This window comes from Campylobacter concisus (assembly GCF_002913715.1).
Lineage (GTDB): Bacteria > Campylobacterota > Campylobacteria > Campylobacterales > Campylobacteraceae > Campylobacter_A > Campylobacter_A concisus_AG.
On sequence record NZ_PPCE01000006.1, the window covers coordinates 137,126 to 158,720 of the forward strand.

18 protein-coding genes are annotated in these 21,595 nt (G+C 39.8%); all 18 read right to left on the reverse strand.

Translation table 11 applies throughout. The features are described from left to right. The 18 genes from CYO92_RS03685 to CYO92_RS03770 all read right to left on the reverse strand — a co-directional run bounded on the left by CYO92_RS03685 (position 1) and on the right by CYO92_RS03770 (position 21,331). Positions 1 to 2,100: an STT3 domain-containing protein gene (locus tag CYO92_RS03685; protein WP_103588425.1), complete on the reverse strand. Its 2,100-nt coding sequence runs from the start codon at positions 2,098 to 2,100 to the stop codon at positions 1 to 3. Then, the gene (gene pglJ, locus CYO92_RS03690) at positions 2,093 to 3,217 is read right to left on the reverse strand and encodes an N-acetylgalactosamine-N,N'-diacetylbacillosaminyl-diphospho-undecaprenol 4-alpha-N-acetylgalactosaminyltransferase (protein ID WP_103588426.1); all 1,125 of its coding nucleotides are present in this window, start codon (positions 3,215 to 3,217) and stop codon (positions 2,093 to 2,095) included. Before pglJ ends, CYO92_RS03685 begins: the two co-directional genes overlap by 8 nt. Beyond that, positions 3,214 to 4,257 carry a glycosyltransferase gene (locus tag CYO92_RS03695; protein ID WP_103588427.1) on the reverse strand — a complete coding sequence of 348 codons (1,044 nt, stop codon included), beginning with the start codon at positions 4,255 to 4,257 and terminating at the stop codon, positions 3,214 to 3,216. Before CYO92_RS03695 ends, pglJ begins: the two co-directional genes overlap by 4 nt. Continuing rightward, positions 4,254 to 5,312 (reverse strand): glycosyltransferase, encoded by a 1,059-nt coding sequence (locus CYO92_RS03700; protein ID WP_103588428.1) that lies wholly within the window; start codon positions 5,310 to 5,312, stop codon positions 4,254 to 4,256. The genes CYO92_RS03695 and CYO92_RS03700 overlap by 4 nt, the downstream gene beginning before the upstream one ends. Next, on the reverse strand, positions 5,309 to 6,241 hold the full coding sequence (locus tag CYO92_RS03705; protein ID WP_103588429.1) for a glycosyltransferase family 2 protein: 933 nt from the start codon (positions 6,239 to 6,241) through the stop codon (positions 5,309 to 5,311). The genes CYO92_RS03700 and CYO92_RS03705 overlap by 4 nt, the downstream gene beginning before the upstream one ends. Beyond that, positions 6,242 to 7,003: a glycosyltransferase family 25 protein gene (locus CYO92_RS03710; RefSeq protein WP_103588430.1), complete on the reverse strand. Its 762-nt coding sequence runs from the start codon at positions 7,001 to 7,003 to the stop codon at positions 6,242 to 6,244. It lies immediately after the preceding gene. Next, on the reverse strand, positions 7,004 to 8,521 hold the full coding sequence (locus tag CYO92_RS03715; RefSeq protein WP_103588431.1) for an MATE family efflux transporter: 1,518 nt from the start codon (positions 8,519 to 8,521) through the stop codon (positions 7,004 to 7,006). Next, positions 8,521 to 10,647, reverse strand: a complete 2,127-nt coding sequence (locus tag CYO92_RS03720) for an STT3 domain-containing protein (protein ID WP_103588432.1) — start codon at positions 10,645 to 10,647, stop codon at positions 8,521 to 8,523. The genes CYO92_RS03715 and CYO92_RS03720 overlap by 1 nt, the downstream gene beginning before the upstream one ends. 8 nt (positions 10,648 to 10,655) lie before the next feature. Continuing rightward, positions 10,656 to 11,888 (reverse strand): nucleotide sugar dehydrogenase, encoded by a 1,233-nt coding sequence (locus CYO92_RS03725; RefSeq protein WP_103588433.1) that lies wholly within the window; start codon positions 11,886 to 11,888, stop codon positions 10,656 to 10,658. Beyond that, the gene (locus CYO92_RS03730) at positions 11,885 to 12,325 is read right to left on the reverse strand and encodes an ecotin family protein (RefSeq protein ID WP_103588434.1); all 441 of its coding nucleotides are present in this window, start codon (positions 12,323 to 12,325) and stop codon (positions 11,885 to 11,887) included. The genes CYO92_RS03725 and CYO92_RS03730 overlap by 4 nt, the downstream gene beginning before the upstream one ends. Continuing rightward, positions 12,322 to 13,644, reverse strand: coding sequence for a UDP-glucose dehydrogenase family protein (locus CYO92_RS03735; RefSeq protein WP_103588435.1), 1,323 nt, complete (start codon positions 13,642 to 13,644; stop codon positions 12,322 to 12,324). Before CYO92_RS03735 ends, CYO92_RS03730 begins: the two co-directional genes overlap by 4 nt. An 8-nt stretch (positions 13,645 to 13,652) precedes the next feature. Beyond that, positions 13,653 to 14,636, reverse strand: coding sequence for a UDP-glucose 4-epimerase GalE (gene galE / locus CYO92_RS03740; protein ID WP_103588436.1), 984 nt, complete (start codon positions 14,634 to 14,636; stop codon positions 13,653 to 13,655). An 80-nt stretch (positions 14,637 to 14,716) separates the two neighbouring features. Next, on the reverse strand, positions 14,717 to 15,565 hold the full coding sequence (locus CYO92_RS03745; protein WP_103588537.1) for a DNA ligase: 849 nt from the start codon (positions 15,563 to 15,565) through the stop codon (positions 14,717 to 14,719). Then, entirely contained in the window at positions 15,565 to 16,143 is a 579-nt protein-coding gene (locus CYO92_RS03750) for a DNA-3-methyladenine glycosylase I (RefSeq protein ID WP_103588437.1), read from the reverse strand. The genes CYO92_RS03745 and CYO92_RS03750 overlap by 1 nt, the downstream gene beginning before the upstream one ends. A 9-nt stretch (positions 16,144 to 16,152) precedes the next feature. Continuing rightward, entirely contained in the window at positions 16,153 to 17,211 is a 1,059-nt protein-coding gene (locus CYO92_RS03755; protein WP_103588438.1) for an NAD-dependent epimerase, read from the reverse strand. Between the two features lie 45 nt (positions 17,212 to 17,256). After that, positions 17,257 to 17,934 carry a DUF4272 domain-containing protein gene (locus CYO92_RS03760; protein WP_223315374.1) on the reverse strand — a complete coding sequence of 226 codons (678 nt, stop codon included), beginning with the start codon at positions 17,932 to 17,934 and terminating at the stop codon, positions 17,257 to 17,259. 38 nt (positions 17,935 to 17,972) lie between these two features. Then, positions 17,973 to 19,319: an FAD-dependent oxidoreductase gene (locus tag CYO92_RS03765; RefSeq protein ID WP_103588440.1), complete on the reverse strand. Its 1,347-nt coding sequence runs from the start codon at positions 19,317 to 19,319 to the stop codon at positions 17,973 to 17,975. Between the two features lie 128 nt (positions 19,320 to 19,447). Next, positions 19,448 to 21,331, reverse strand: coding sequence for a TonB-dependent receptor domain-containing protein (locus CYO92_RS03770; protein WP_103588441.1), 1,884 nt, complete (start codon positions 21,329 to 21,331; stop codon positions 19,448 to 19,450). Between the last annotated feature and the right edge of the window lie 264 nt (positions 21,332 to 21,595).

The window sequence follows — 21,595 nt, forward strand, 5'->3', positions numbered from 1 at the left end:
TTACCTCTTTAATTTATAAATTTTTGCCGCCCCATCAAGTATGACTGGCTCAAAAATTTTTGGATCGTACCTTTCAAGCACAAAAAGCTGGATGTATGCGCTATTTAAAATACTTTCATCAAGGATGATAAACCTGCCATAATCTCTCATAAAAATGACAGAAATATTTGAGCTTTCGTTATTTTTATACTCTTTGACATTTAGCTTGCCAGCCTCGTTATAATCAGTCTCTATGAAAGATTTAAGAGGCAAGATGTTGCCATCATAGATTAAATTTGTGACATCACTTGTGAGCGTAAAACCACCATTTAGTCTAATGCCATTTTCATTTTGAGAGATCGCTCTTGTGACGATAAAAAGGCCGTTGTTTAAATTTTTACCACTTTTTAGATCGATCTTGCTAAATTGCAAAATGGTCGGAAAAATACCAAGCATCCTATCTGGAAGATAGTAATAAATATCTCTTGTCTTTGCTGGCAGGCTAAAATTTGCCTCTTTTATATCGCTAAAAAACTGATCGATGCTTGCATTTCTCTCTTTTAAAATTTGAGCCAAATTGCCATTAAATCGCTCTTTAAAATTTCGCTCTGTGTACTCAACATCAAGCCTTGCCATATTTGCCGAGCTCATCTCATCGCTTCCAAGCGCAAAACTCACGGCAAAATTTTCACGCCCAAGGTGCTTTCCGCCGTCAATGAGCGTCTTAACATCGCTGTAATATCTGATCGGATATCCATAGTCCCACCACGCAACCACGTAGTCCTCGCGTCCTGCGATACCTTTTAGCTTATTTAAAATTTCAACCTCTTTGTGTACAAAAACTGGCTCAGCCTTGTAACCATAGATATGAATGAGCGCTGGAGTAAGAGCAAGCATGGTTATAAAGGCTCTCGCAAGATTTAGTACCGCTCCTTTTAGCTTTAAATTTGAAAGTATAAACTCCACCAAATAGCCAAAGCCAAGCGCCATAATAGGCACAGCATAAATAGTAAATCTAAGGCCACTTTTAAATGCTAAAAAGCCAAGTGCAAGCATGCCAAGCGAGACGGCAAATGAGCGGTGTTTGTAGCAAAAAAGAGCAACGCCAGCAAGTGAGATCAAAAATGTGATGATATTTGCGCTGATCCTCTCGCAAAATAGCGTAAAATCAACGATGCTTGACTCTTGGATGGTTTGATTGACATTAAAAAAGTGAAAGCTCATGCCTCCAACTTCAGGCGCATCTCTAAAGACGTAAAATTTAAGCTGAAAAATAATCGGATTTAGTCCGCCACGAATTACAAAAACAATAAAAACAAATGCCAAAATACCAAGAGCAATTTTTAAATTTATCACCTCTTTTTTAAAAAGACAAAACGCATAAATAGCGATGATAGCAATAAATTTAAGCGTTAGATCAAGATTTGAGATAGCAAGCAAAAGCAGCGAAATTTCAAGGTAAAAAAGTGGATTTTTCCTATCAAAAATGAGCGTGTAAAGTAAAAATAGCCCAGTTAAAATGCTAATAAGCGAAAATGCGCTCGCATACCACCACATATAAATAAGTGCGCTTAAAGGCGCTATTATTAGGCTATTTGTGTCCTTTTTCTCAAGCACCCTAACAAGTCCCCAAACGACAAAGACGCTAAGCGGGATGATGAGCATGTCGGTGTCGTAGTAACCTGCCATTGTGCGGTTGTAGTAGCTATTTGCGATCACTGCAAGAAGTGCAGCGATAAAGCCAGCAAATTTTAACTTATACTCATTTGCGATCAAGATGACTGGCATAGCGACAAGCGATGAGAAAAATACGCTCATATAAATCATCGCCGTCTCAAGCTTAACGCCTAGAAATTTTACGATCCAGTAAGTAAGTGTGGAAAGCGGATAGCCGTAGTAGCTAAGGTCGTTTTCTTGGTGAAAGCCAGCCAGCATATCCCTTGCGCCCTCGGCAAATGCGTAGCCGTCGTTTGTGCTGATCATTAGCTCGTTGTTCCAGAAAAATACCGGATATTCACTCGCCCAAAAGACCCAGTAGAGCCTACAAACCACGCTAAAAAGGACTGCGACAAATATCATCAAGTATAAAGAGTAATTTTTAAAAAACAAATTTTTATTCATTAGGATTTTCCAAAAAATTTATAAGCTTGCTCGCTATATTTTCACTATCAAAAAATTTAGCCCGATTATACGCAACCTTTTCAAAATTTTGCCTTATTTCAGGCGTATTAAGCACCTTTATCATCGCCTCTTTCATCGCATTTTCGTCATCAACTGGTACCAAAATACCAAACTCACTCTCGCCCAAAAGCTCCTTTGCGCCACTCTTATGTTCGGTCGAGATGATAGTTTTCTCGCATGCAAGTGCTTCAAGCAAGACATTTGAAAAGCCCTCAAAACGCGAAGCGCAAAGCAAGCAAGAGGCATTTTTTATGTGCCCAAAAGGATTTTTATCAGTGCCAAGAAGCTTTACTCGCTCGCCTACATTAAGCTTGTCGATTAAATTTTGTAGCTCGTCCTTTAAAGGTCCTTTGCCAAGGATGCCAAGCGTGGCTCGATGGTCGTTGATAGATGCGATTATTTTTATTAACATGGCTTGATTTTTACCGCTATCAAGGCGGCCTATGTTTATGAAAAATGGCTTAAAATCATCCTCAAGTGGCTCATCTTTTAGCAAATTTATAGTTTTTAGATCAAGGGCGTTATAAAGCACCTTTGTTTTAGTCTCACTCATGCCAAAATTTCGCACCAGATCCTCTTTATTGCCAGCTGCATTTGCGAGAATTAGATCAGCTTTTTTATAAAGATGAGTGAGTAAAAATTTATTAACTCGCCCGCTTAGATCGTTTTTATATAGGATCGACGGACAGCTTCGCTCGCTGATAACTAGCCTAGCCTTTAGCCCTAAAATTCTAGCAAGCCCAGCAATATAACAAGGGCGGTTCATAAGCACAAACTGCGTGTCTATGCCTAAATTTTGACAAAGTTTTTTATACTTAAAGGCAAGCATTGGCATTGCCAAAAAGAGCCTTGCAAGCTTCTTTAGCCCGTTCTCATAAGGATCGCTGTTTTCTATAAAGTGGATCTGCACCTCGCTTGGGATCTCATAGGCGATGACCTTGCTCATTAAGATGAGATGAACTTCATAACGTTTGATCAAAAATGGCAGTAAATTTGCCACATTTCGCTCAGCCCCACCAGGTCCCATCGAATATAAAAAAACGGCTAATTTTTTCACTTGCTAACAACCTTTTTTATAAATTCTCGCCACTGCTTGATGATGTTTTCTTTGCTAAATAAATTTGCACTTTCGCTGGCGTTTTTTGCTAGTTTTTGCCTTAAATTTTCATCTTTTAAAAGCATTTCAAGCTTATCTTTTAGATCATTTGCGTCGCCATTTTTAAAGATAAGTCCGTCCGTGCCGTCATTTATAAGCTCCCTTGCGCCCACGGTGTCACTGCTTAGCCTAGCGCAACCAAAAGCGCCTGATTCTATTAGCACATTTGAAAGCCCCTCGCTTCTTGAGCTAAGAGTAAAAATTTTTGCCTCGCTATAAAGCTTTGTGACGTCGCTCATATGGCCTAAGAATTTGATGTTAAGCCCTAAATTTGACGCCATTTGCTTTAGCTGTACTTCTTGCCTGCCACTGCCTGCGATCTTTATCTCCCAGCCATCAAGCAAGCTCTTATCTACCTTGCTAAGCGCCTCAAAATAGACATCATAGCCCTTTACCACCTCCAGCCTCGCCACGCTTAAGATGACGTTTTGCTTCTTGCAAATTTTAGGCATGTCGATAAAAAGTGGGTTGTGGATGACCTCGCAGTTTTTGACAAATTTATAGTACTCGTAGTCGCTTTTGCTTAGCACGCTTAAGCCATCTACAAATTTATAGGAAATATCACGCATAGCGCTTGCGATTTTGCTTTTTAAGTAGCTATGCTCGTGATGCTCGGTTGCTATTAGTTTGCTCCTTAGATCAGCATTTGCCAGCACACAAGCGACATTTGTCCAGTCGATAAAGCTCATTATAAGATCAGCTCTTTGCTCTTTAAAAAGTGCTCTAAGGGCGAGGATTTTCTTAAATTTTAAAGCGACACCTGAGCCAGTGACGTTAAGATTTATGATATTTATATTGTCACTAAATTTATAAAGCCCAAGATCCTCTTCAAGCAGGGCGATAGTGATCTCATTGTCCTTGCTAAGCTCATTTGCAAGCACATTTAGCACTCGCTCAGCTCCGCCATTTCTAAGTGCGGCGATGACAAAAAGAATTTTCACTTCACACCTCCAAGCCTTAAAAGCTCTAGCCATTTTTTATAAATTTGCTCCACGCTAAACTCATCAAGTCTAGCCCTTGCATTTTTGACAAATTCGCCCATTTTTGTCTCATCTTGGATCAAATTTGCAAGCTTTTTGCTCATCTGATCAGCGTCATTTATCTCGCAAAGCAAGCCATCAAAGCCATCTTTTATAAGCTCTTTTGCCCCGCTAGTTCTTGTCGCAACCCGCACGCAGTCGTAGTTTATCGCCTCTATCAAGGTGTTTCCAAGACCCTCGAAATTTGAGCAAGAAAGCAGCACCTTTGCTCTTTTATAAAGTGAGGCGATGTCGCTAACGTTGCCTAAGAATTCGATATTAGCGTCCAAATTTTTAGCTAAATTTTCTAAATTTGCTCTCTCACCACCATCTCCAGCGACAGCAAATTTATAGCCACATTGCTTTAAGCTTGCAGCCACTCTTACAAACATTTCGCAGTTTTTTATCTTATTTAGCCTGCCAACAAAGATGATTAAATTTTCTTTGGCAAAACTCTCACTGCGCACCTCTTCAAAGAGTGGGTTGTAAATTTTCATCACATTTTTGCAAAATTTTGAGTAGTAGCCACGATCCTCGTCGCTTAAGACGCTAAGTGCGTTTGCAAATGGATAGCTTATGCGTCTTAGCACCTTAAAGATCGCTCTTTTTGGTGCAAGATAGTTTGTGTGCTCGCTTATTATTATAGGCGTCTTTAACCCAGCTGAGCTAAAGAGTACCAAGGTATTTACGGCGTCTAAAAAGGATATTACAGCGTCAAATTTGCCCTCTCGTATGAGCGCTCTTAAGGCAAGCGCTTTCAAAACTCTCTTTTTTAAATTTCCAATTAAGCCAAGCTCATCAGCCCCAATGCCTAAATTTATGAGCTTCACGCCGCTTGCCAGCTCGTAAAATGGCTCATCCTTGTCAAATTTAACAAGGCTTACATCGTGATCCACGCTAAATCTTGATGCGATCACCGCGCAAACCCTCTCTGCACCGCCACTTCTAAGCGTTGATGTGACAAATAATATCTTCATACGCCAAACCTTTGTTTGATCTTTACTCTAAGCTTTGAAAGTGCTGGTAAAATGCCACTTGGAAGCGGACTAAGCAGCAAAAATATAAACGCCTCTTTACTAAATTTAATACTAAGGCTTTTAAAGATACACCTTAGCATAAGGCCATATTCGCCTGCTATTTTGGCATAGTAAGCGGCGTTTTTATACTGCAAGGCTAGAAATTTTGGCTCATGTTTGATAGCTATATCGTAGTGCATATTTGCCGTTTTTATGTAGGCGTTTGCTACGTTTAGAGCGTGTTTGCTGGCATTTAGCGTCGCACTATCGCTTCTTGCGATGCGGTAGATGTAAAGTGGCTTTTTAAGATAGAATACATTTTTTTCAAAAAAACGGATGTAAAGCTCATTTTCGCCGCCGAAACTGCTCTCATCAAACCTAAAATCATCTATAAATTCACGTGAAAAAAGCTTAAAATACTCCCCATTTATCCGCCCACAGTGATAATCAACCTTGCTCATCGCCCCACTCTTGTTATATGGGCTTCTACCAGCTATCATCTCGGTCATCACGCCATCTTTCTCGCAGATCGCGTCTGCAAAAACGCACGAATACTCGCCACTTTTTAAAATTTCATAGCACTCAACAATCGCCTCTGGCAAAAGTTCATCGTCATCGTCAAGCAAGCAGACAAACTCGCCTGTTGCGTTGTCAAAGCCGTTATTTTTGTTGCCATTTGGGCTCTTTTTGTGAGCGCTGTTTTTTACAAATTTGATCCTAGCGTCGTTAAAACTCTTGCAAATTTCACTCGCAATCTCGTCATCGCCGTCATCGGTTACAACTATTTCTAAATTTTTATAGCTTTGAGCTAGAGCGCTTTTTATGGCCTTTTTTAAAAGCTCTGGACGCTTATAAGTCGCGGTTACGATGCTGATTAATGGCTCGCTCATCTAGCTCCTTTTAAAAATTCTCTCATAGCCTTGAAGCTTTTCAAGCCGTGAGAAAAGTATAAATTTAATTGTTTTTATATATGCCTTTAAATTTGCGCTGTATCCTCTCTCAAGGCGCTCGCCCTCGATATTTGAGTCACTAAGATCAGTTGGATGTGCAAAAAGATCACAAAAATACATCTGCATATCATTAACACCAAGCAAATAGTCCCAAACATCGGTCGTGCAAAGCGCACGCTTATGAATTTCAAGCAAATTTTTAGCACTTTTTTTAGTTAGCACATAAGCCCCTGCTCTATAAATGCTTGAAAATGAGTGCTTTGAGACCTGCCAAAGTGGCCTACTTAGGCTAGTATCCACCTTTTTGCCGAAGGCGCTAAACCTGCCCTCTAGCCCATCTTGCATGCCGCATATCAGCACGCTATTTTCAGGCATCTTACTAGCTGCCAAAAATGCCTCTTTTATGGCATTATCATCTCCTATCACGTCATCTTCAAAGATGAGGGCAAATTTCGCCTCACTTGCCAAAAATGCCTCGTAAGCTTTTACGTGCGAGAGCGAACAGCCAACCTCTGCTGGGCTTAAAACCTTGCCGTAAGCTTTAAATGATGGCGAAATGATCTTATAGTACTCCCTCGCGTTTAGCTCCCTGCCATCAACTGCGTCTATTAGCTTAAAGCTATCATAAGAGCCAAATTTCTGCTGCAAAAGCTCGCGCCTTTTGGTATCTTTTGCCAAAGAGATCAGGTAAATTTCATTCATTTAAGACCTTTTAAATTTTTTTAAAATTTTACGCCAGACTATGCCTCGCTCGAAGGCATTAAAAAACAAAAAATATCCCAAAACATAAGCTGCGCCGGCGTATATCGCAGCAAAGATAGCAAATTTTCGCCAGTTATCTAAGCTCACAAAGTCCTTGCAGGCAAACATCGCAAGCACGCAAAGCGCAAAAACGGCTAAATTTTTAAAATAAACCCCGTAAAATGTGGTGAGTTTCACCTCTAAATTTAAAGCAGCATTTATGAGGTCAAAGCCAAGAATTCTTATGCTATAAAAAATGGCTGCGACGATGACGATGCCATAAACGCCGTAGTCACTAAATTTAAGTAGTGCGATCTGCGCTATGATCGTGCTAACGCCAAGGATGGTGTTGGCAATGGCTGGGCGGCGAAGCTTGTTTGTCGCGCTATCAAGGTTAAAAAGCGAGAAAACAAAGCTTATAAATACGATAGGCACTAGCGTGATCATCGAGACATTGTAGATAAATTTAACCTCATCTGCGCTCTTAAAAGGTAGCCAAAGCGTGTAAAAATCAAGCCCAAAAACGACGAAAAATGCGGCTGGAGCGCTCATCACAAAGGCGATCACCTTCATTGAAAATTTAGCCTCTTTTATGAGGTCCGTGATCAAATTTTTAGAGTAAAGCTCGACAAATTTTGGCGCAAAGATACCACTAAGCTGCGCTACAAAGCTCTCAAGTATGATAGGGGCGGCCTTGGCGACTGAAAGAAGGCCAGTGGCGTTTGCATTGACAAAAATGTTGCAGATAAAAAGATCCATGCCCGTTAAAAGTATGCGATTTAGCGCATTAAAGCTGTTCCAAATGCCAGAGCTTAAAAGCTCTTTTATCTTAGAAAAGTCAAATTTACTAAGGCTAAATTTTAGCTCCGGTGTGATGCGAGCTGACATAAAAATGGTGCTAAAAAAGACAAAAAGGCTAGCAACTAGTGCTGAAATGGCAATGTATGAGATAAATGGCTTAAAAAAGAAAAAGAGCGCCACGATGAGGGCTGCTAGGATCGCGCTTGAGATGGCGTTTCTGATGGAGAGTAGATAGAGCTTGTTTGTCACAAAAGCACAAACCGTCAAAACGCCGTTAAATAGCCCAACGCAGAAATTTATAAAGTAAAAAACAAGAGTCATTCTCACGTCAAAAAGTAAATTTTCAGGGACGTTTAAAAAGCTTTGCAAATTTAGTATAAAAACGGAGCTAAGCACCACGACTACGGCGCAAAATAAGATATTTACAACAAGAACTGATGAGTAGTAGGTGTTCGCAAGGCTTAGATCCTTTTTGTGCCATGCATGAGCGACAAAGCGCCCGCTGACCGAGTTTATGGCTACACTTACAACCGCTGCGTAGCTTACGATGGCGTTGCTAAGGCCCACAAAGCCAAAAGCCTCGTTGCCAAGACTTTTTAAGATAAATGGCGTAAGAAAGAAATTTATGCCCATTGATACGACAAAAACGACGATTGAGCTTATTAGATTGATTAGCATTAGATTTTTAACCTATAAATTTTTACACCACTTGAGATGACAAATGGCTCAAAGTATCGCTCATCAGCTCGCTCAAATATAAAAAGCTGTACAAAAGATGAGTTAAAAGCATTTTCATCAAGCAACAATATCCGCGCATAATCTTCCAAAAAAACCACATAAATTTTGGCGTTTTCATCTATGATTTTTTCATCTATTCGCAAATCTCTTCCAGCACCTTTTACCTTATAAAATGATTTTACGGCTATTTTCTCGTCGTTATGTATGATAAATTTTTGCTCATTTGTAGGCAAAGTATAACCATCTCCAAGGTCGATACTAGCTTCGCTAACGCCATTTAATGCACTAACATGATAAAAATTCTCTTTTTGCCTTTTATCAGTTGTAATATCAATATAGCTATATCTAAAGATATTTGGCGCGATGTCAATCATATTTGGCACAAGATAGTAATAAACCTCTTTTTTTGCAGCTGGCAGAGTGAAATTTTCGCTTTCAAGCTGACTCAAAAAAGTATTTATATTGCTTGTGTTGTAGTCTTTTAAAATTTTATCTATTGGCCTTACATTTTGCTCAAGTGAGATGTCATTATAAGTAACTGTCACTCTTGCAAGTCTAGCCGAAAATGCCTCATCTTTTCTCAAAGCAAGGCTAACAAAATAATTATTTTCGCCACCTTGTCTACCAGGATCGTTTAAAGTCATAACATCAGCAAAATACCTTATAGCATACCCGTAATCCCACCATGAAAATACATAATCATCGCGCTTTGTGACCTTTTTGAGCCCATCAAGCGCTACTGCTTCATCACGGCTAATTACAGTCTTTGGCCTATATGAATAAGCAAAATCTAAATTTATAGCAAGAGCGGCTACGGCAAAAACCAAAAGTGATAAATTTTTAATAGAATTTCTAAGATCAAATAAATTTAAAAAAAAATGCAAAAAATACCCAAAACCAAGCGCAACAAGTGGTGTTACGTACATAACAAATCTAACTCCACCAAAGAAAGAGACGAGTCCAAGTCCAAGCATTGGCAAAGTAAGTAAAAATGGACGAAATTTAAAGCAAAGTAGCAAGTATCCAATAATAGCTGCCAGTAATATAAGAATATTTCCTGACATGAAATATATAAAATACAAAGGACTAGCACTTTTTACTTCGCTGATGAAATTATACTCATTTATAAAGTGAAATTTATCGCTAAGAATTTCATTGCCTTTAAAAACATAAATACCCATCTTTGAAGTAATGAAATCAAAACCACCAAAATAGATAAAAACAGCTAGCATTAAAGTAAGAAAAATGGCTAAATTTCTAGCTGAGAGTAAATTTTTATATTTGCAAAAAAGAGAGAAAAACAAAGCAATAACTGCTAAATTTAAAACCAAAATTTTATTTGCTATTAGTGGATCTTTAGTAAAAACATTTGAGCTTACGATGCTTATAAACATAAAAAATATCGCTTGATAATTTTGCAATCTATCTCGCATAAAAACTAGCGTATATAGCAAAAACATAAAGAAAATGCTTAAAATAAGTGCATATGAGCTTTGATACCACCAAAGATAAAGCGATACAAAGACTCCAGGCAAAACGATAAATTTTTGTTCATTTGTGTTTAAAAGCCTGATCAAAAAATAGATGATAAAAAGTGCAAATGTGACATTTAACATGTCGCTATCAAAATATCCAGGCGATGTCCTTGAAAGATAGCTTGGCAAGATAACACTCATAAACGCTGCCACTGCCCCAGCTTTTAGCGCCTTAAGCTCATTTGATATCAAAACAACTGGAAGTGCGATAAGAGGAGCTAAAAAGACGCTCATGTAAAACATCACGCTTTCGATCTTAAAAGGTAAAATTTTGCAAATATAAAAAACTATAGTTGAGATTGGGTGATTAAAGGGGCTAAAGTCATTTTGCTGATGAAAGCCAACCAGCATATCTCTAGCACCTTCTGCGTAGTAGTATGCGTCATTTGTCGTAAGCATAAATTCGCCATTAAAGTAAAACTCTGGCATATCCTTTGCCCACAATACCCAGAGCATCCTAACCGCAAACCCAAACAGATAAGCGGCTAGAAATATAAGTAAAATTTTACAATTTATGCTTACTTTGTGCACTAAATTCCTTACAGCCTAGCGTCAGCCTCTGGGTAGATATTTTTTATATCATAAACTAAATGGCCTTTTAAATTTAGCTTTTTAAACTCATTGTGAGCTACGGCGATCACGATGCAGTCGTAGTCGTTTAGGTTATACTCTTTTACTAGATCAAAGCCGTACTCGTGTTTTACCTCAGCGCTATCGGCCCAAGGATCGGTCACATCGACCTTGCAGCCAAAGTCTTTTAGCTCATCAACCACGTCTATAACGCGAGAATTTCTTATATCTGGGCAGTTTTCTTTAAATGTCATACCAAGAACAAGCACGCGGGCTTTGTTGATAAGCACGCCTTTTCTTATCATTAGTTTTATCACTTGATCGGCTGCGTATCTGCCCATATCATCGTTGATACGGCGACCTGCTAAGATCATTTCAGGGTTGTAGCCTACCTCTTGAGCTTTGTGAGTTAGATAATATGGATCTACGCCGATGCAGTGTCCGCCAACTAGGCCTGGGCGGAAATTTAAGAAATTCCACTTAGTACCTGCAGCCTCAAGCACGTCAATAGTGTTGATATGAAGCTTTTCAAAAAGCATCGCAAGCTCGTTTATAAAGGCGATGTTTATGTCACGCTGAGTGTTTTCGATGACCTTTGCAGCCTCGGCTACTTTGATACTTGAAGCTTTGTGAGTGCCAGCTGTGATGATCGAGCGATAAATTTCATCGACCTTATCAGCGATCTCTGGAGTTGAGCCACTTGTGATCTTTTTGATCTTTGTTACAGTATGCTCTTTATCACCCGGGTTTATGCGCTCTGGTGAGTAGCCGCAGAAGAAGTCTTTGTTAAATTTCAAACCGCTTTTTTCAAGAAGTGGCACGCAAATTTCTTCTGTAACGCCTGGATAAACGGTGCTTTCATAAACAACGATGTCGCCTTTTTTAAGCACTTTTGCCACACTCTCAGTCGCTTTTACGACTGGAGTTAGATCAGGGCGCTTGTTCTTATCTATCGGAGTTGGAACGGTCACGATGAAGAAGTTGCAACTTCTAATATCATCTAAATTTAGGCTAAATTTCATGCCATTATCGATCGCTTTTTTCATCTGCTCGTTGCTAAGTTCAAGCGTTCTGTCATACCCAATTTTAAGCTCCTCTATACGTTTTGCATTTACATCAAAGCCCACTACTTCGTACTTCTCGCTAAAAGCTGCTGCAAGTGGAAGTCCCACATATCCTAGTCCAACTACTGCTATTTTCATTTATTTTTTCCTTTCTTTTTTGCTTCTATCTTTTTTACGCGTTCGTACATTCTTATTTCCGCACTTACGCCTTTTGGAGTTATGATTCTAATAGGGCTAACGCCTGGTAAAATTTTAGTGAGCTCATAATAAACCCGCCTCTTTTTCTTTCTGTCCTTGCAGAGCATCATCGTTTGCGCTAGCTCGTCACCGCCATTAAATTCGTAATAAATCCCACGCGCGTCCTCTTTTTCCTCGAGCTTTCCGCCGAGCAAAAAGGCGAAGTTGCAGTCGATTTCTATCTCTTTAAAAAACGCGACTTCGTATTTAAAATAATCAGGCGGCATCTTTGAGATAGGTAACTCAAAAATATTTTCCTCGGTTTTTGGCGCATTTTCGCCTGCAAAAAGCGCAAATGGAAGCACGCAAGCTGCGATAAAAAGTAAAATTTTTCTCATGCCTTTACTCCGATTTGGAAATACTTAAATCCATGCTCAGCTAAAATTTTAGCGTTATATTGGTTACGTCCGTCAAAAATAACGGCATTTTTTAGCCTCTCTTTGATCTCCATAAAATCAGGCGATCTAAACTCACTCCACTCGGTTACAAGCACCATAGCATCGGCGTTATTAAGCGCGTCATATTTATTTTTAGCGTATTTTACATCTAAATTTGGCATATATTTTTTAGCTTCTTCGCTTGATTTAGGATCATATGCCACCACTTTCGCGCCAGCTTCGTCTAAAAGCTTTATCAATGTTAGCGAGCTAGCTTCGCGCATATCGTCTGTGTTTGGTTTAAATGCAAGCCCCCAAAGAGCGATCGTCTTGCCCTTTAGATCGCCACCAAAGAAGTTATAAATTTTATCAAACAGTACTCTTTTTTGGGCCTTATTTCTTGACTCGACTGCGTTTAGAAGCTCTGGCTCAAAGCCATTTTGTCTAGCTGTGTAGATGAGTGCCTCAACGTCTTTTGGAAAGCAGCTGCCACCGTATCCGCAGCCTGGATAGATGAAGCTATATCCGATCCTTGAGTCGCTGCCGATGCCTTTTCGCACCAAATTTACATCAGCGCCCACGCGTTCACAGATATTTGCTATCTCGTTTATAAAGCTTATTTTGGTTGCCAGCATCGAATTTGCAGCGTATTTTGTCATCTCGGCTGACTTTACATCCATACAAATGAGCCTGTCGTGATTTTTCATAAATGGCTCGTAAAGCTCTCTCATCACGCTAAAGCCCCACTCACTGCTAGCCCCGATAACTACGCGGTCTGGCTTCAAAAAGTCCTCAACTGCTGCACCCTCTTTTAAAAACTCTGGGTTTGAAACGACTTCAAATTTAACCTCTACATTTCTCTTTTTAAGCTCAGCCTTGATCACCTCATGCACCTTAGCTCCAGTACCCACTGGAACGGTTGATTTATCGACTACGATTAGCGGTTTGCTTAAATTTTCTCCGATCGATTTTGCCACCGAGAGGACATATTTTAAATCCGCCTGTCCATCAGCGCCCATAGGCGTACCCACCGCGATAAATAACACATCTGCATGCTCTAGCGCCTCAGTTATCTGCGTGCTAAATTTAAGCGAGCCATTTTTGTAGCACTCACTTACGATATCAGCAAGCCCTGGCTCATATATCGGCACGACACCGTTTTTTAGTGCCTCGATCTTTTTTTCATCGACATCGACGCAGATCACGCTGTTGCCCATTTTGGCAAAGCATGCGCCACTTACTAGTCCAACGTATCCGGTTCCAATCACAGCTACTTTCATGCTTATCCTTAAATTTTCTTTTCCCACTCAAGGGCGGTTTTTATGATGAGAGCTAGATCATCTCTTTTTGGCTTCCAGCTTGTTAGCGAGCGTAGTTTGCTTGCGTTTGAAATGAGGATAGCTGGGTCGCCGTCCCTTCTTGGCGCATTTAGCACTTTAAAATTTACTCCACTTACTTTTTTTGCGGCCTCGATGACCTCTTTTACACTAAATCCCCTGCCGTATCCCACATTAAAAGTTTCGCTACCATTTTTGCCAATATACTCTAGTGCGCTGATGTGAGCGTCTGCTAGGTCGCTAACGTGAATGTAGTCTCTTACACATGTGCCATCTTTTGTTGCATAGTCATCGCCAAAGATACCCATGCTATCGCGCTTACCAAGTATAGTTTGCACAGCTACCTTGATGAGATGTGTAGCGTTTGGATAGTTTTGACCGATAAGTCCCTCTTCGTCCGCGCCTGCCACGTTGAAGTAGCGAAGTATTGCAAATTTAAAATTTTCATTTGAAGCAGCATAGTCTTTGATGATCTGCTCGCTCATAAGCTTACTTCTGCCGTATGGATTTATCGGGTTTGTAGGCGTTGTTTCGCTCACCTCTGCCACGTCTGGCTCGCCATAAACTGCAGCAGTTGAGCTAAATATAAATTTATTTACATTGTAAGTTTTTGCGTATCTTAGCACCCTCGCAACGTTTGCAGTGTTGTTTAGATAGTATTTTAGTGGCTCGCTCATGCTCTCAAAAACCTCGATAAACGCTGCAAAATGGATGATCGCATCAAATTTGCCATTAGCAAAAATTTCACTTAGATCATCTTCTAGATTTGCGTTTATAAATTTAAAATTTCCGATTTTTTGGAGCGCCTCAAGTGCTTTTTGTGAGCCTTTGCAGAGATTGTCGATGATGGTTATCTCATCATTGCCTTGCTTTAAAAGTGCTTTTACTACGTGGCTGCCGATGTATCCAGCACCACCTGTTACTAAAATTTTCAAGTTTAAGCCTTTCGTAAAAAGTGGTTAATTTTATCAAAAATAGGGTAAAGCAAAAGTAAAGCAAGGCTTTTGAATAAATTTTAATCTTCTCTAACCCTTAAAAATATTGGAAATCTTGGCTTGCCATTAGAGGTTAAATTTTGAAATTTATATGTGATGATAGAGCCTATCTTTGGGGGATTTGTGCGCTGCTCGTCGCTTAGTCCTGAGCCTATTTTAAAGATAGTGCCAGATTTTGGCTCGCCAGCTTTTTCTTCGTCATCTTTGCCACCAAGCGCTTTACAGGTAAGCGAGCCAGCAAATTTTACGTATTTGCCGCTGCCTTTATTTATAGCGATTACTTCACACTCGGCATCTTTAAATTTTTTAAATTTCAGTGCATTTTTACTTCTTTTTCGCTCGTACGGTGCATTTGGCTCACGCACCACTGCTCCCTCGCCGCCTTTTGCGATGATACTTTCAGTAAATTTCAAAAATTGAGCGTTATCACGCATTTTTATCTGTTTTATGATGATCAAATTTTGATTTGGCTTATTTTTTAGAAATTTAGCTAAAACTTCAAGACGGTCAAGCAAGCCACCACTTGCCTCAGGCACGTCGAAAATGTGAAATTTAAGCCTGCCCCACGCTTTTTCATAGGGCAACTTATCCATAACGGTCGCTTGAATTTCTTCAAATTTAAGCTCCTTTGAGTAAAGCTCACCATCGAGCGCAAATTTAGGAAAATTTTTAGTAAAACTTAGCGGTGCATTTAGCTTTTTGCCCTGTCTTGAGAGTAAATTCTCTCCGTCCCAGTAGGCACGCACGCCATCAAGCTTCTCGCTAGCTAGCCAGCCACTGACATTTTGATCTTTATACTCGCTAAGGCGCAGCAAATCAAGAGAAAATGCAAAATTTAAAAGGACTAAAACCGCAAAAAATATTCTAATCAAGCTTTTGCCTTGCAAAAACAATAATCCATATGATCATCTACAACGCCCACACTTTGCAAAAATGCATAGGTGCTAACAGAGCCTAAAAATTTAAACCCTCGCTTTTTTAGCTCCTTTGCCACAAAGTCTGACATCGGCGTAGTGGCTGGCACTTGTTTGATATCTTGATAGTGATTTATGATCTGTTTGCCGTCAAATTTGGAATCAAATTTTTTTAATAAATATCCCCACAAATAGTCATAAAAGCTACCAAATTCTTTGGTTACGGATAAAAATGCAAGGGCATTTGCAGAAAGTGATTTTAGTTTTAATTGGTTACGAATCAGCCTCTCATTTTGCATAAATTTAGCTATCTCAGCCTCGCCGTAATGCTTGATCTTCTCTGGATCAAAGCCATCAAACGCCTCTCTCATGGCCTCTCTTTTTTGAAGCACTCCATGCCACGAAAGTCCCGCCTGAAAGCCTTCCAGAACTATCATTTCAAAAAATTTTCTATCATCTTTTATGGCTTTGCCCCACTCGTTATCGTGGTAAGCTATATCAAGCTCGCCTTTTGCCCATTCACATCGCCTCATCTGCGTTCCCTAAATCTCAACTCCGTAAAACTTGCAGTACCACTCAACAAATTTAGCTACGCCGTCATTTACTTTTGTATTTGGCTTATAGTCAAAGTCAGCCACCAAGTCGCTCACATCAGCAAATGTCGCTGGCACGTCGCCTGCTTGAAGTGGGAGAAAATTTTTCTTGATCTCGCGGCCGATCTTTATCTCAACTGCTTTGATGTAGTCCATGAGCTCGACTGGGCTGTTGTTACCGATATTATAGACCTTAAACGGCGCTTTTGAAGTGGCAGGATCTGGATGCTTTGCGTCCCAGTTTGGATTAGGCTTAGCAGGGTTATCTATGCACTTGATGATACCCTTTACGATGTCGTCCACGTAGGTAAAGTCGCGCTTCATCTTGCCGTAGTTAAAGACGTCGATAGTTTTATCTTTAAGCGCAGCATCAACAAACAAAAATAGCGCCATATCAGGACGTCCCCATGGTCCATACACCGTAAAAAAGCGAAGTCCAGTCGTTGGCACATTAAATAGATGGCTATAAGTGTGCGCCATCATCTCGTTGCTCTTTTTGGTCGCTGCGTAGAGGCTTATAGGGTGATTTACCGCCTCGTGCGTAGAAAATGGCATGTTTTCATTTAGGCCATAAACCGAGCTTGAGCTTGCATAGACTAAATTTTTGATCTCATTGTGGCGGCAGCATTCGAGGATATTCATAAAGCCTGTGATGTTGCTATCGATGTAGGCTTTTGGATTTATGAGCGAGTAGCGAACGCCAGCTTGTGCGGCTAAATTTACCACTACATCAAATTTCTCTTTGCCAAAAAGCTCTTTCATCGTCTTTTCATCAGCGAGGTCTGCTTTTATAAATTTTAAATTTGGATGTGTTTTTGAGACGATAAGCTTGCCGTAGTCTATCTCGCTAGTCTCAAAGCCAGCCGTTTTTAGGCGTGCAAGCTTTAAATTTACGTCGTAATAGTCATTTATCACGTCATATCCAACGACATCATCACCTCTTTTTGTAAGGGCGTTTGCCAAGTGAAATCCTATAAATCCAGCTGTTCCAGTTACTAAAATTTTCATATTTTTCCTTTCATTTTTGGCTTATTTTAGTGCAAAAATGTAAATTTACGTATTTAGATCAGGGTAGTCCCAAGCGTTAAATTCAGCTTTCAAATCGTCATTTTCCAAACCTTTGCAACATAACCACTCAAGCCCTGCACGTCTTTCCATAACGACCTCTTCGTCAAGTCCAGCAACCTTTTTGCCATTTATCCTTGCGTCCACACACGCCCAGTGGTAGCGATAAACTAGGTCGAGTTTGCTTAAAATTTCATCCAAACTGCGCAGTTTTGAGCGGTTTTTGAGCCCACCCTCTCTAAAGACGTCCATCACTAAATCACAGTCGCAAATTTTATCCATCTCTCCGATATCTTTAGCTATGCCAAGTGCCCAAAGCAAGATCCAAAGTGACTCATACTTCCAGCCCATATTTACGGCCAAATTTATATCGGCTCTACCCTCTACGACCTCTTTTTCTTTTACACTTAGGTCATTATAAAAATCGCCCAAAAAGTCTTTAGCCCAAGCTATCTCATCTTCGCTTAAGTGGCCATTGTCACGAATCGTACAAGCGCACATGATCGCTGTAAATGAGCAAACCGCACGAGCAATGATCTCATCAATGCTTCTTGGCGTAACTTCACTATTGTCATACCTTAGTGGCAGGCTCTCAAGCACAGCCACACCCTCTTTTTTTAAATTTTTTATACTCTCATCTTTTCTTTGTTGTGCTGTTTTTGGCATATCCGCACCTTTTTTAAAAATATCAAACACTCCCATTTTTATCCAAAAAACTCAGCGTTAAATTTCTCTTCGTTAAAATTTTTACCTAAAAATTTACAGGCTTCGATCATATCAGTTCTTGCTATTTCAAAGCAACTCGTAGCCCCAGGGCTTGGAGTCATATTAAAACTTATGCCCTCGCCTGTGCTTATCTTGCCCTCGCCAAGCTCAAGGCACTTTTTATTACGGTCGATAACTTGCGGTCTTACGCCGCCAAAATTTACAGCATAGCTTAGGTCATTTTCACTTAGGCTTGGCACAATCTTTCTGGCATCTTTTACAAATTCTTTTTTATTGATAAATGGCACTTCAAATAAGAAATTTCTTAAAATATAAGATCTGATGTCGCTATCTTTTAAGAGATTTGTAAAGACTTCAAAGATATTTTTATCAAATTTTAGGCATTTACAAAAGTCAAAAAAGCTTGAACAGCCGTGGTATCTCTCTAGTTTTGGTATGACTAGAGCTGTTGGTCCAAAGCGAGTGTTTCCATTAGCTAGGATATCTGGATCGCCGTGAAGCGCGGCAAATGGTAGCTTATCGTTTTGTACCATATAAACTTTGCCGTTTAGTAAGCGTTTTTTTGCGAAATAAAAGCTTCCAGCAACGGGCAGTGTGCTAAGATGAAGCCCATAACCCATCTTGTGAGCTAGAAATAGCGAATGCCCTCCAGCATCTACTACAACGTAGTTTGCAGTGATCACCTCGCCATCATTTATCTTTATGTGAAATGTATCGCCCGCCTTTTTTATATCAGTTACTTCTGAGTTTAGGCTGATCTCATAACCATCTGCGCCTAAATTTAGCGCATTTTGCACAAGAGAGTTTGCTAAGCCACCAAAGTCCATCGTCGTAAACTGCCCATTTTGCGTGCCTATGGCGATGATGTTTTCTGGCCTCTCATTGCCATTTGCGTCAAAAACGACGTTTGGCTCGATTTGTTTTAACTGCTCTTTATCATAAATTTCAAGGTAAGGAAAAAGCTCTTTAAAACTCTCATATCTCTCTTTCATGCGCTCTACTTCGGCATCTCCGATAGCTAGTGCCATCTTTTGATGAGCGAACATATACTTGCCATCAAGATTGTATTTTAGAGCATATTTTACTGGCATATTTGCCACACGAGAGACTTTTTTTGCCTTTTCTAGTGTGTAATTTGTCTCGATATCGCCACAATGAATGGTTTGTGAGTTGCCTTTGCCGTTTGAATTTAGAGTAGCTACGCCGTCATATTTTTCTAAAAGTGCAACCTTTTTTATATCACTAAATGCAGCCAACTCGTAAAAGAGCGCCGTCCCGCTAATGCCTGCTCCGACAATTACCACTTCAAAGTGCTTCTGCCTCATTTTTTCTCCCAAAAAAGTTTAGTCGCCAAAATGATACTATATTAATTTTAAAACAAACAGCATAGTGAAAAAAGCTAGAATTTTTATATAAAAGAAAAATTTGGCAAGGCTTTCACCTTGCCACAAAGTTAAAATTTATAAGATACGTTTACTTTGAAATTTCTACCCGGCTCCCAGTCTACATAGTCTGGATTGCCTGTATAATCAGCCATTCTTTGAGACTGCGAAGCATAAGTTTTATTAAAGAGGTTGTAAATTCCAGCATTTATCTCTAGCCCTTTAAATTTGCCGCTACTTGGCGTATAGCTAGCATAGATGTCGCTAACTGCGTAGCTTGGTATCTTAGCGCTCTTATCATTACCGGCTGAGACGGTATTTTTTGATGCAAAGTAGATTAAGTTGTAGCCTATTAGCGTATCGATCCTTGAAAATGCGTACTCTGCGTTAAATGTGTATTTATCGCCCTGATCGCGGTAGCCGATAACGTTTGAGGTATAGTATCCGCCCCTTTCTGTGTTTGCAACTCTATCTTTATATTTTACCTTTTGATGAGTGTAGCTAGCAGCTAGGCTTAGTGCGTCTAAATTTAGCCTTGCAAGTAGCTCAACGCCACTTATATCAGCTCCACCAGCATTTATACGTTTAAAAATAGTTGTTGTATTTGGCAGCATTCCAATTTTATAAGAGCTGTTATCTACGATTAAGTTTTTATATTTTGTCATAAAGTATTTTGCAGAGAGGCTATATGAACTAGCTTCGCTTATATCACCATGATATTTAAGACCAGTTTCGTAGCTGTTTCCAGTTGTAGCTTTTAGATTTTTGTTGGCTTCAAAATTTTCTGCCATACTAGCATACATAGACTCCATGACATCAGGCCCTCTAAAGACTCTTGCATAGCTTGCAAAAGCGTTAAGACCTTTAAGTATCTCATAATCAAGTGCAAGTGCTGGGGTAAATTCATTGTATTTATAAGTGTAGCTCTTTACATTTCCGGCTCTACCATCGTAGCTTTTTAGCTCGTGATGAGTGTATCTGATGCCTGGAGTAACAGTTAACGAACTAAAATTTAGCGCATCTTCTGCGTAGATAGAGTAGTTATTTACTTTTTCAGGATAGTGATTATTTGGCTTGTTAAAATTTTTACTTTGGTAAAACTCAGCGCCGTATCTAAGCGTCTGCGTCAAAGCGCCGGTCTCGACTACGCTTTTAGCCTTTGCATTTATACCGTTTGTTTTTACGCCTAAAATTTTTAAGACCGGGTCATCTTTTTTATGCTCGGTATTGTATACCGTTACATCTAAATTTAGAAGATCGCTTGGTTTGTACTCGTATTTTAGCGTTGTAGTATCACGTTCATATTTTCGGTTATCAACAGGAAATTGACCAGTATACCAGCTGCCAAACTCGGCTCTCATTGGATACATGCCTTTAAATTCATTATGCTCTCTTGAGATAGAAATTCTATGCGCATCAAGGAAGCTGTAACCAAGCTTTAAAAGATAGCTAAGATCGTTTCCGTCGCCGCCTATCTTTCTTTTGTTGCCGCTTTTGCCGTAGTCGTAGCCCTTGTGATTAATAGCGGCTATAAAATCAAGCCCTTCAACCGGCGCGGTAAAGAGCATAAGGCCTTGAGAAAATTCGCTGTTATTTGAGGCGTATCCTGTCTTTATCTTTGCGCCGATGATCTCACCATCATCAAGCAAGTCTTTTGCATCAACCGTTTTAAAGGCGACCGAACCGCCAAGTGCACCTGAGCCGTTTACCACTGATCTTGAACCAACCTCGACATCAACAGCTTTTATAAGATCTGGATCGATCAGCAAGTCAGCGTTGTGGTGAAATGTATTTCCGTTTTGTTTTGCGCCATCTATCGTGATATTTAGACCGCGGTCGCTCACGCCCCTCATGTAAATTTTTTGATTCATGCCGTTTGTTCCGCCTACGTAAACCCCAGGGATGTCTCTCATCACGTCTTTTACTAGGCTAGCGTTTCTAGTTGAAATTTTGATGTCATCAACACCATATCCGCCACTACTACTTGTTACCTCAACTCCGCTTAATACGCTCTAGTCTGCCCCATTTGCACAAACTGCTATGCTTGCTGCAAGAGAGAGTTTCAATAAGCTTTTAAATCTCATATTTCCTCCTAATTTGGTTATTAAAATTACTATTTTAATTTTATAGCATAATTTTGAGATTGAATATTATAATTTTAAGTATAAATTTTGGATAAATTTTTGAGTTTTTTGGCAAAAATATAAACTATTTTTAAA

Excerpts from the sequence above, each read along its gene's own strand:
- CYO92_RS03750 (WP_103588437.1), bottom strand. The coding sequence starts at position 16,143 with ATGAGGCGATGTGAATGGGCAAAAGGCGAGCTTGATATAGCTTACCAC.
- CYO92_RS03730 (WP_103588434.1), bottom strand. The coding sequence starts at position 12,325 with ATGAGAAAAATTTTACTTTTTATCGCAGCTTGCGTGCTTCCATTTGCG.
- CYO92_RS03705 (WP_103588429.1), bottom strand. The coding sequence starts at position 6,241 with ATGAGCGAGCCATTAATCAGCATCGTAACCGCGACTTATAAGCGTCCA.
- CYO92_RS03700 (WP_103588428.1), bottom strand. The coding sequence starts at position 5,312 with ATGAAGATATTATTTGTCACATCAACGCTTAGAAGTGGCGGTGCAGAG.
- CYO92_RS03715 (WP_103588431.1), bottom strand. The coding sequence starts at position 8,521 with ATGCTAATCAATCTAATAAGCTCAATCGTCGTTTTTGTCGTATCAATG.
- CYO92_RS03725 (WP_103588433.1), bottom strand. The coding sequence starts at position 11,888 with ATGAAAATAGCAGTAGTTGGACTAGGATATGTGGGACTTCCACTTGCA.
- CYO92_RS03755 (WP_103588438.1), bottom strand. The coding sequence starts at position 17,211 with ATGAAAATTTTAGTAACTGGAACAGCTGGATTTATAGGATTTCACTTG.
- CYO92_RS03760 (WP_223315374.1), bottom strand. The coding sequence starts at position 17,934 with ATGCCAAAAACAGCACAACAAAGAAAAGATGAGAGTATAAAAAATTTA.
- CYO92_RS03735 (WP_103588435.1), bottom strand. The coding sequence starts at position 13,644 with ATGAAAGTAGCTGTGATTGGAACCGGATACGTTGGACTAGTAAGTGGC.
- CYO92_RS03685 (WP_103588425.1), bottom strand. The coding sequence starts at position 2,100 with ATGAATAAAAATTTGTTTTTTAAAAATTACTCTTTATACTTGATGATA.
- CYO92_RS03710 (WP_103588430.1), bottom strand. The coding sequence starts at position 7,003 with ATGAATGAAATTTACCTGATCTCTTTGGCAAAAGATACCAAAAGGCGC.
- CYO92_RS03765 (WP_103588440.1), bottom strand. The coding sequence starts at position 19,319 with ATGAGGCAGAAGCACTTTGAAGTGGTAATTGTCGGAGCAGGCATTAGC.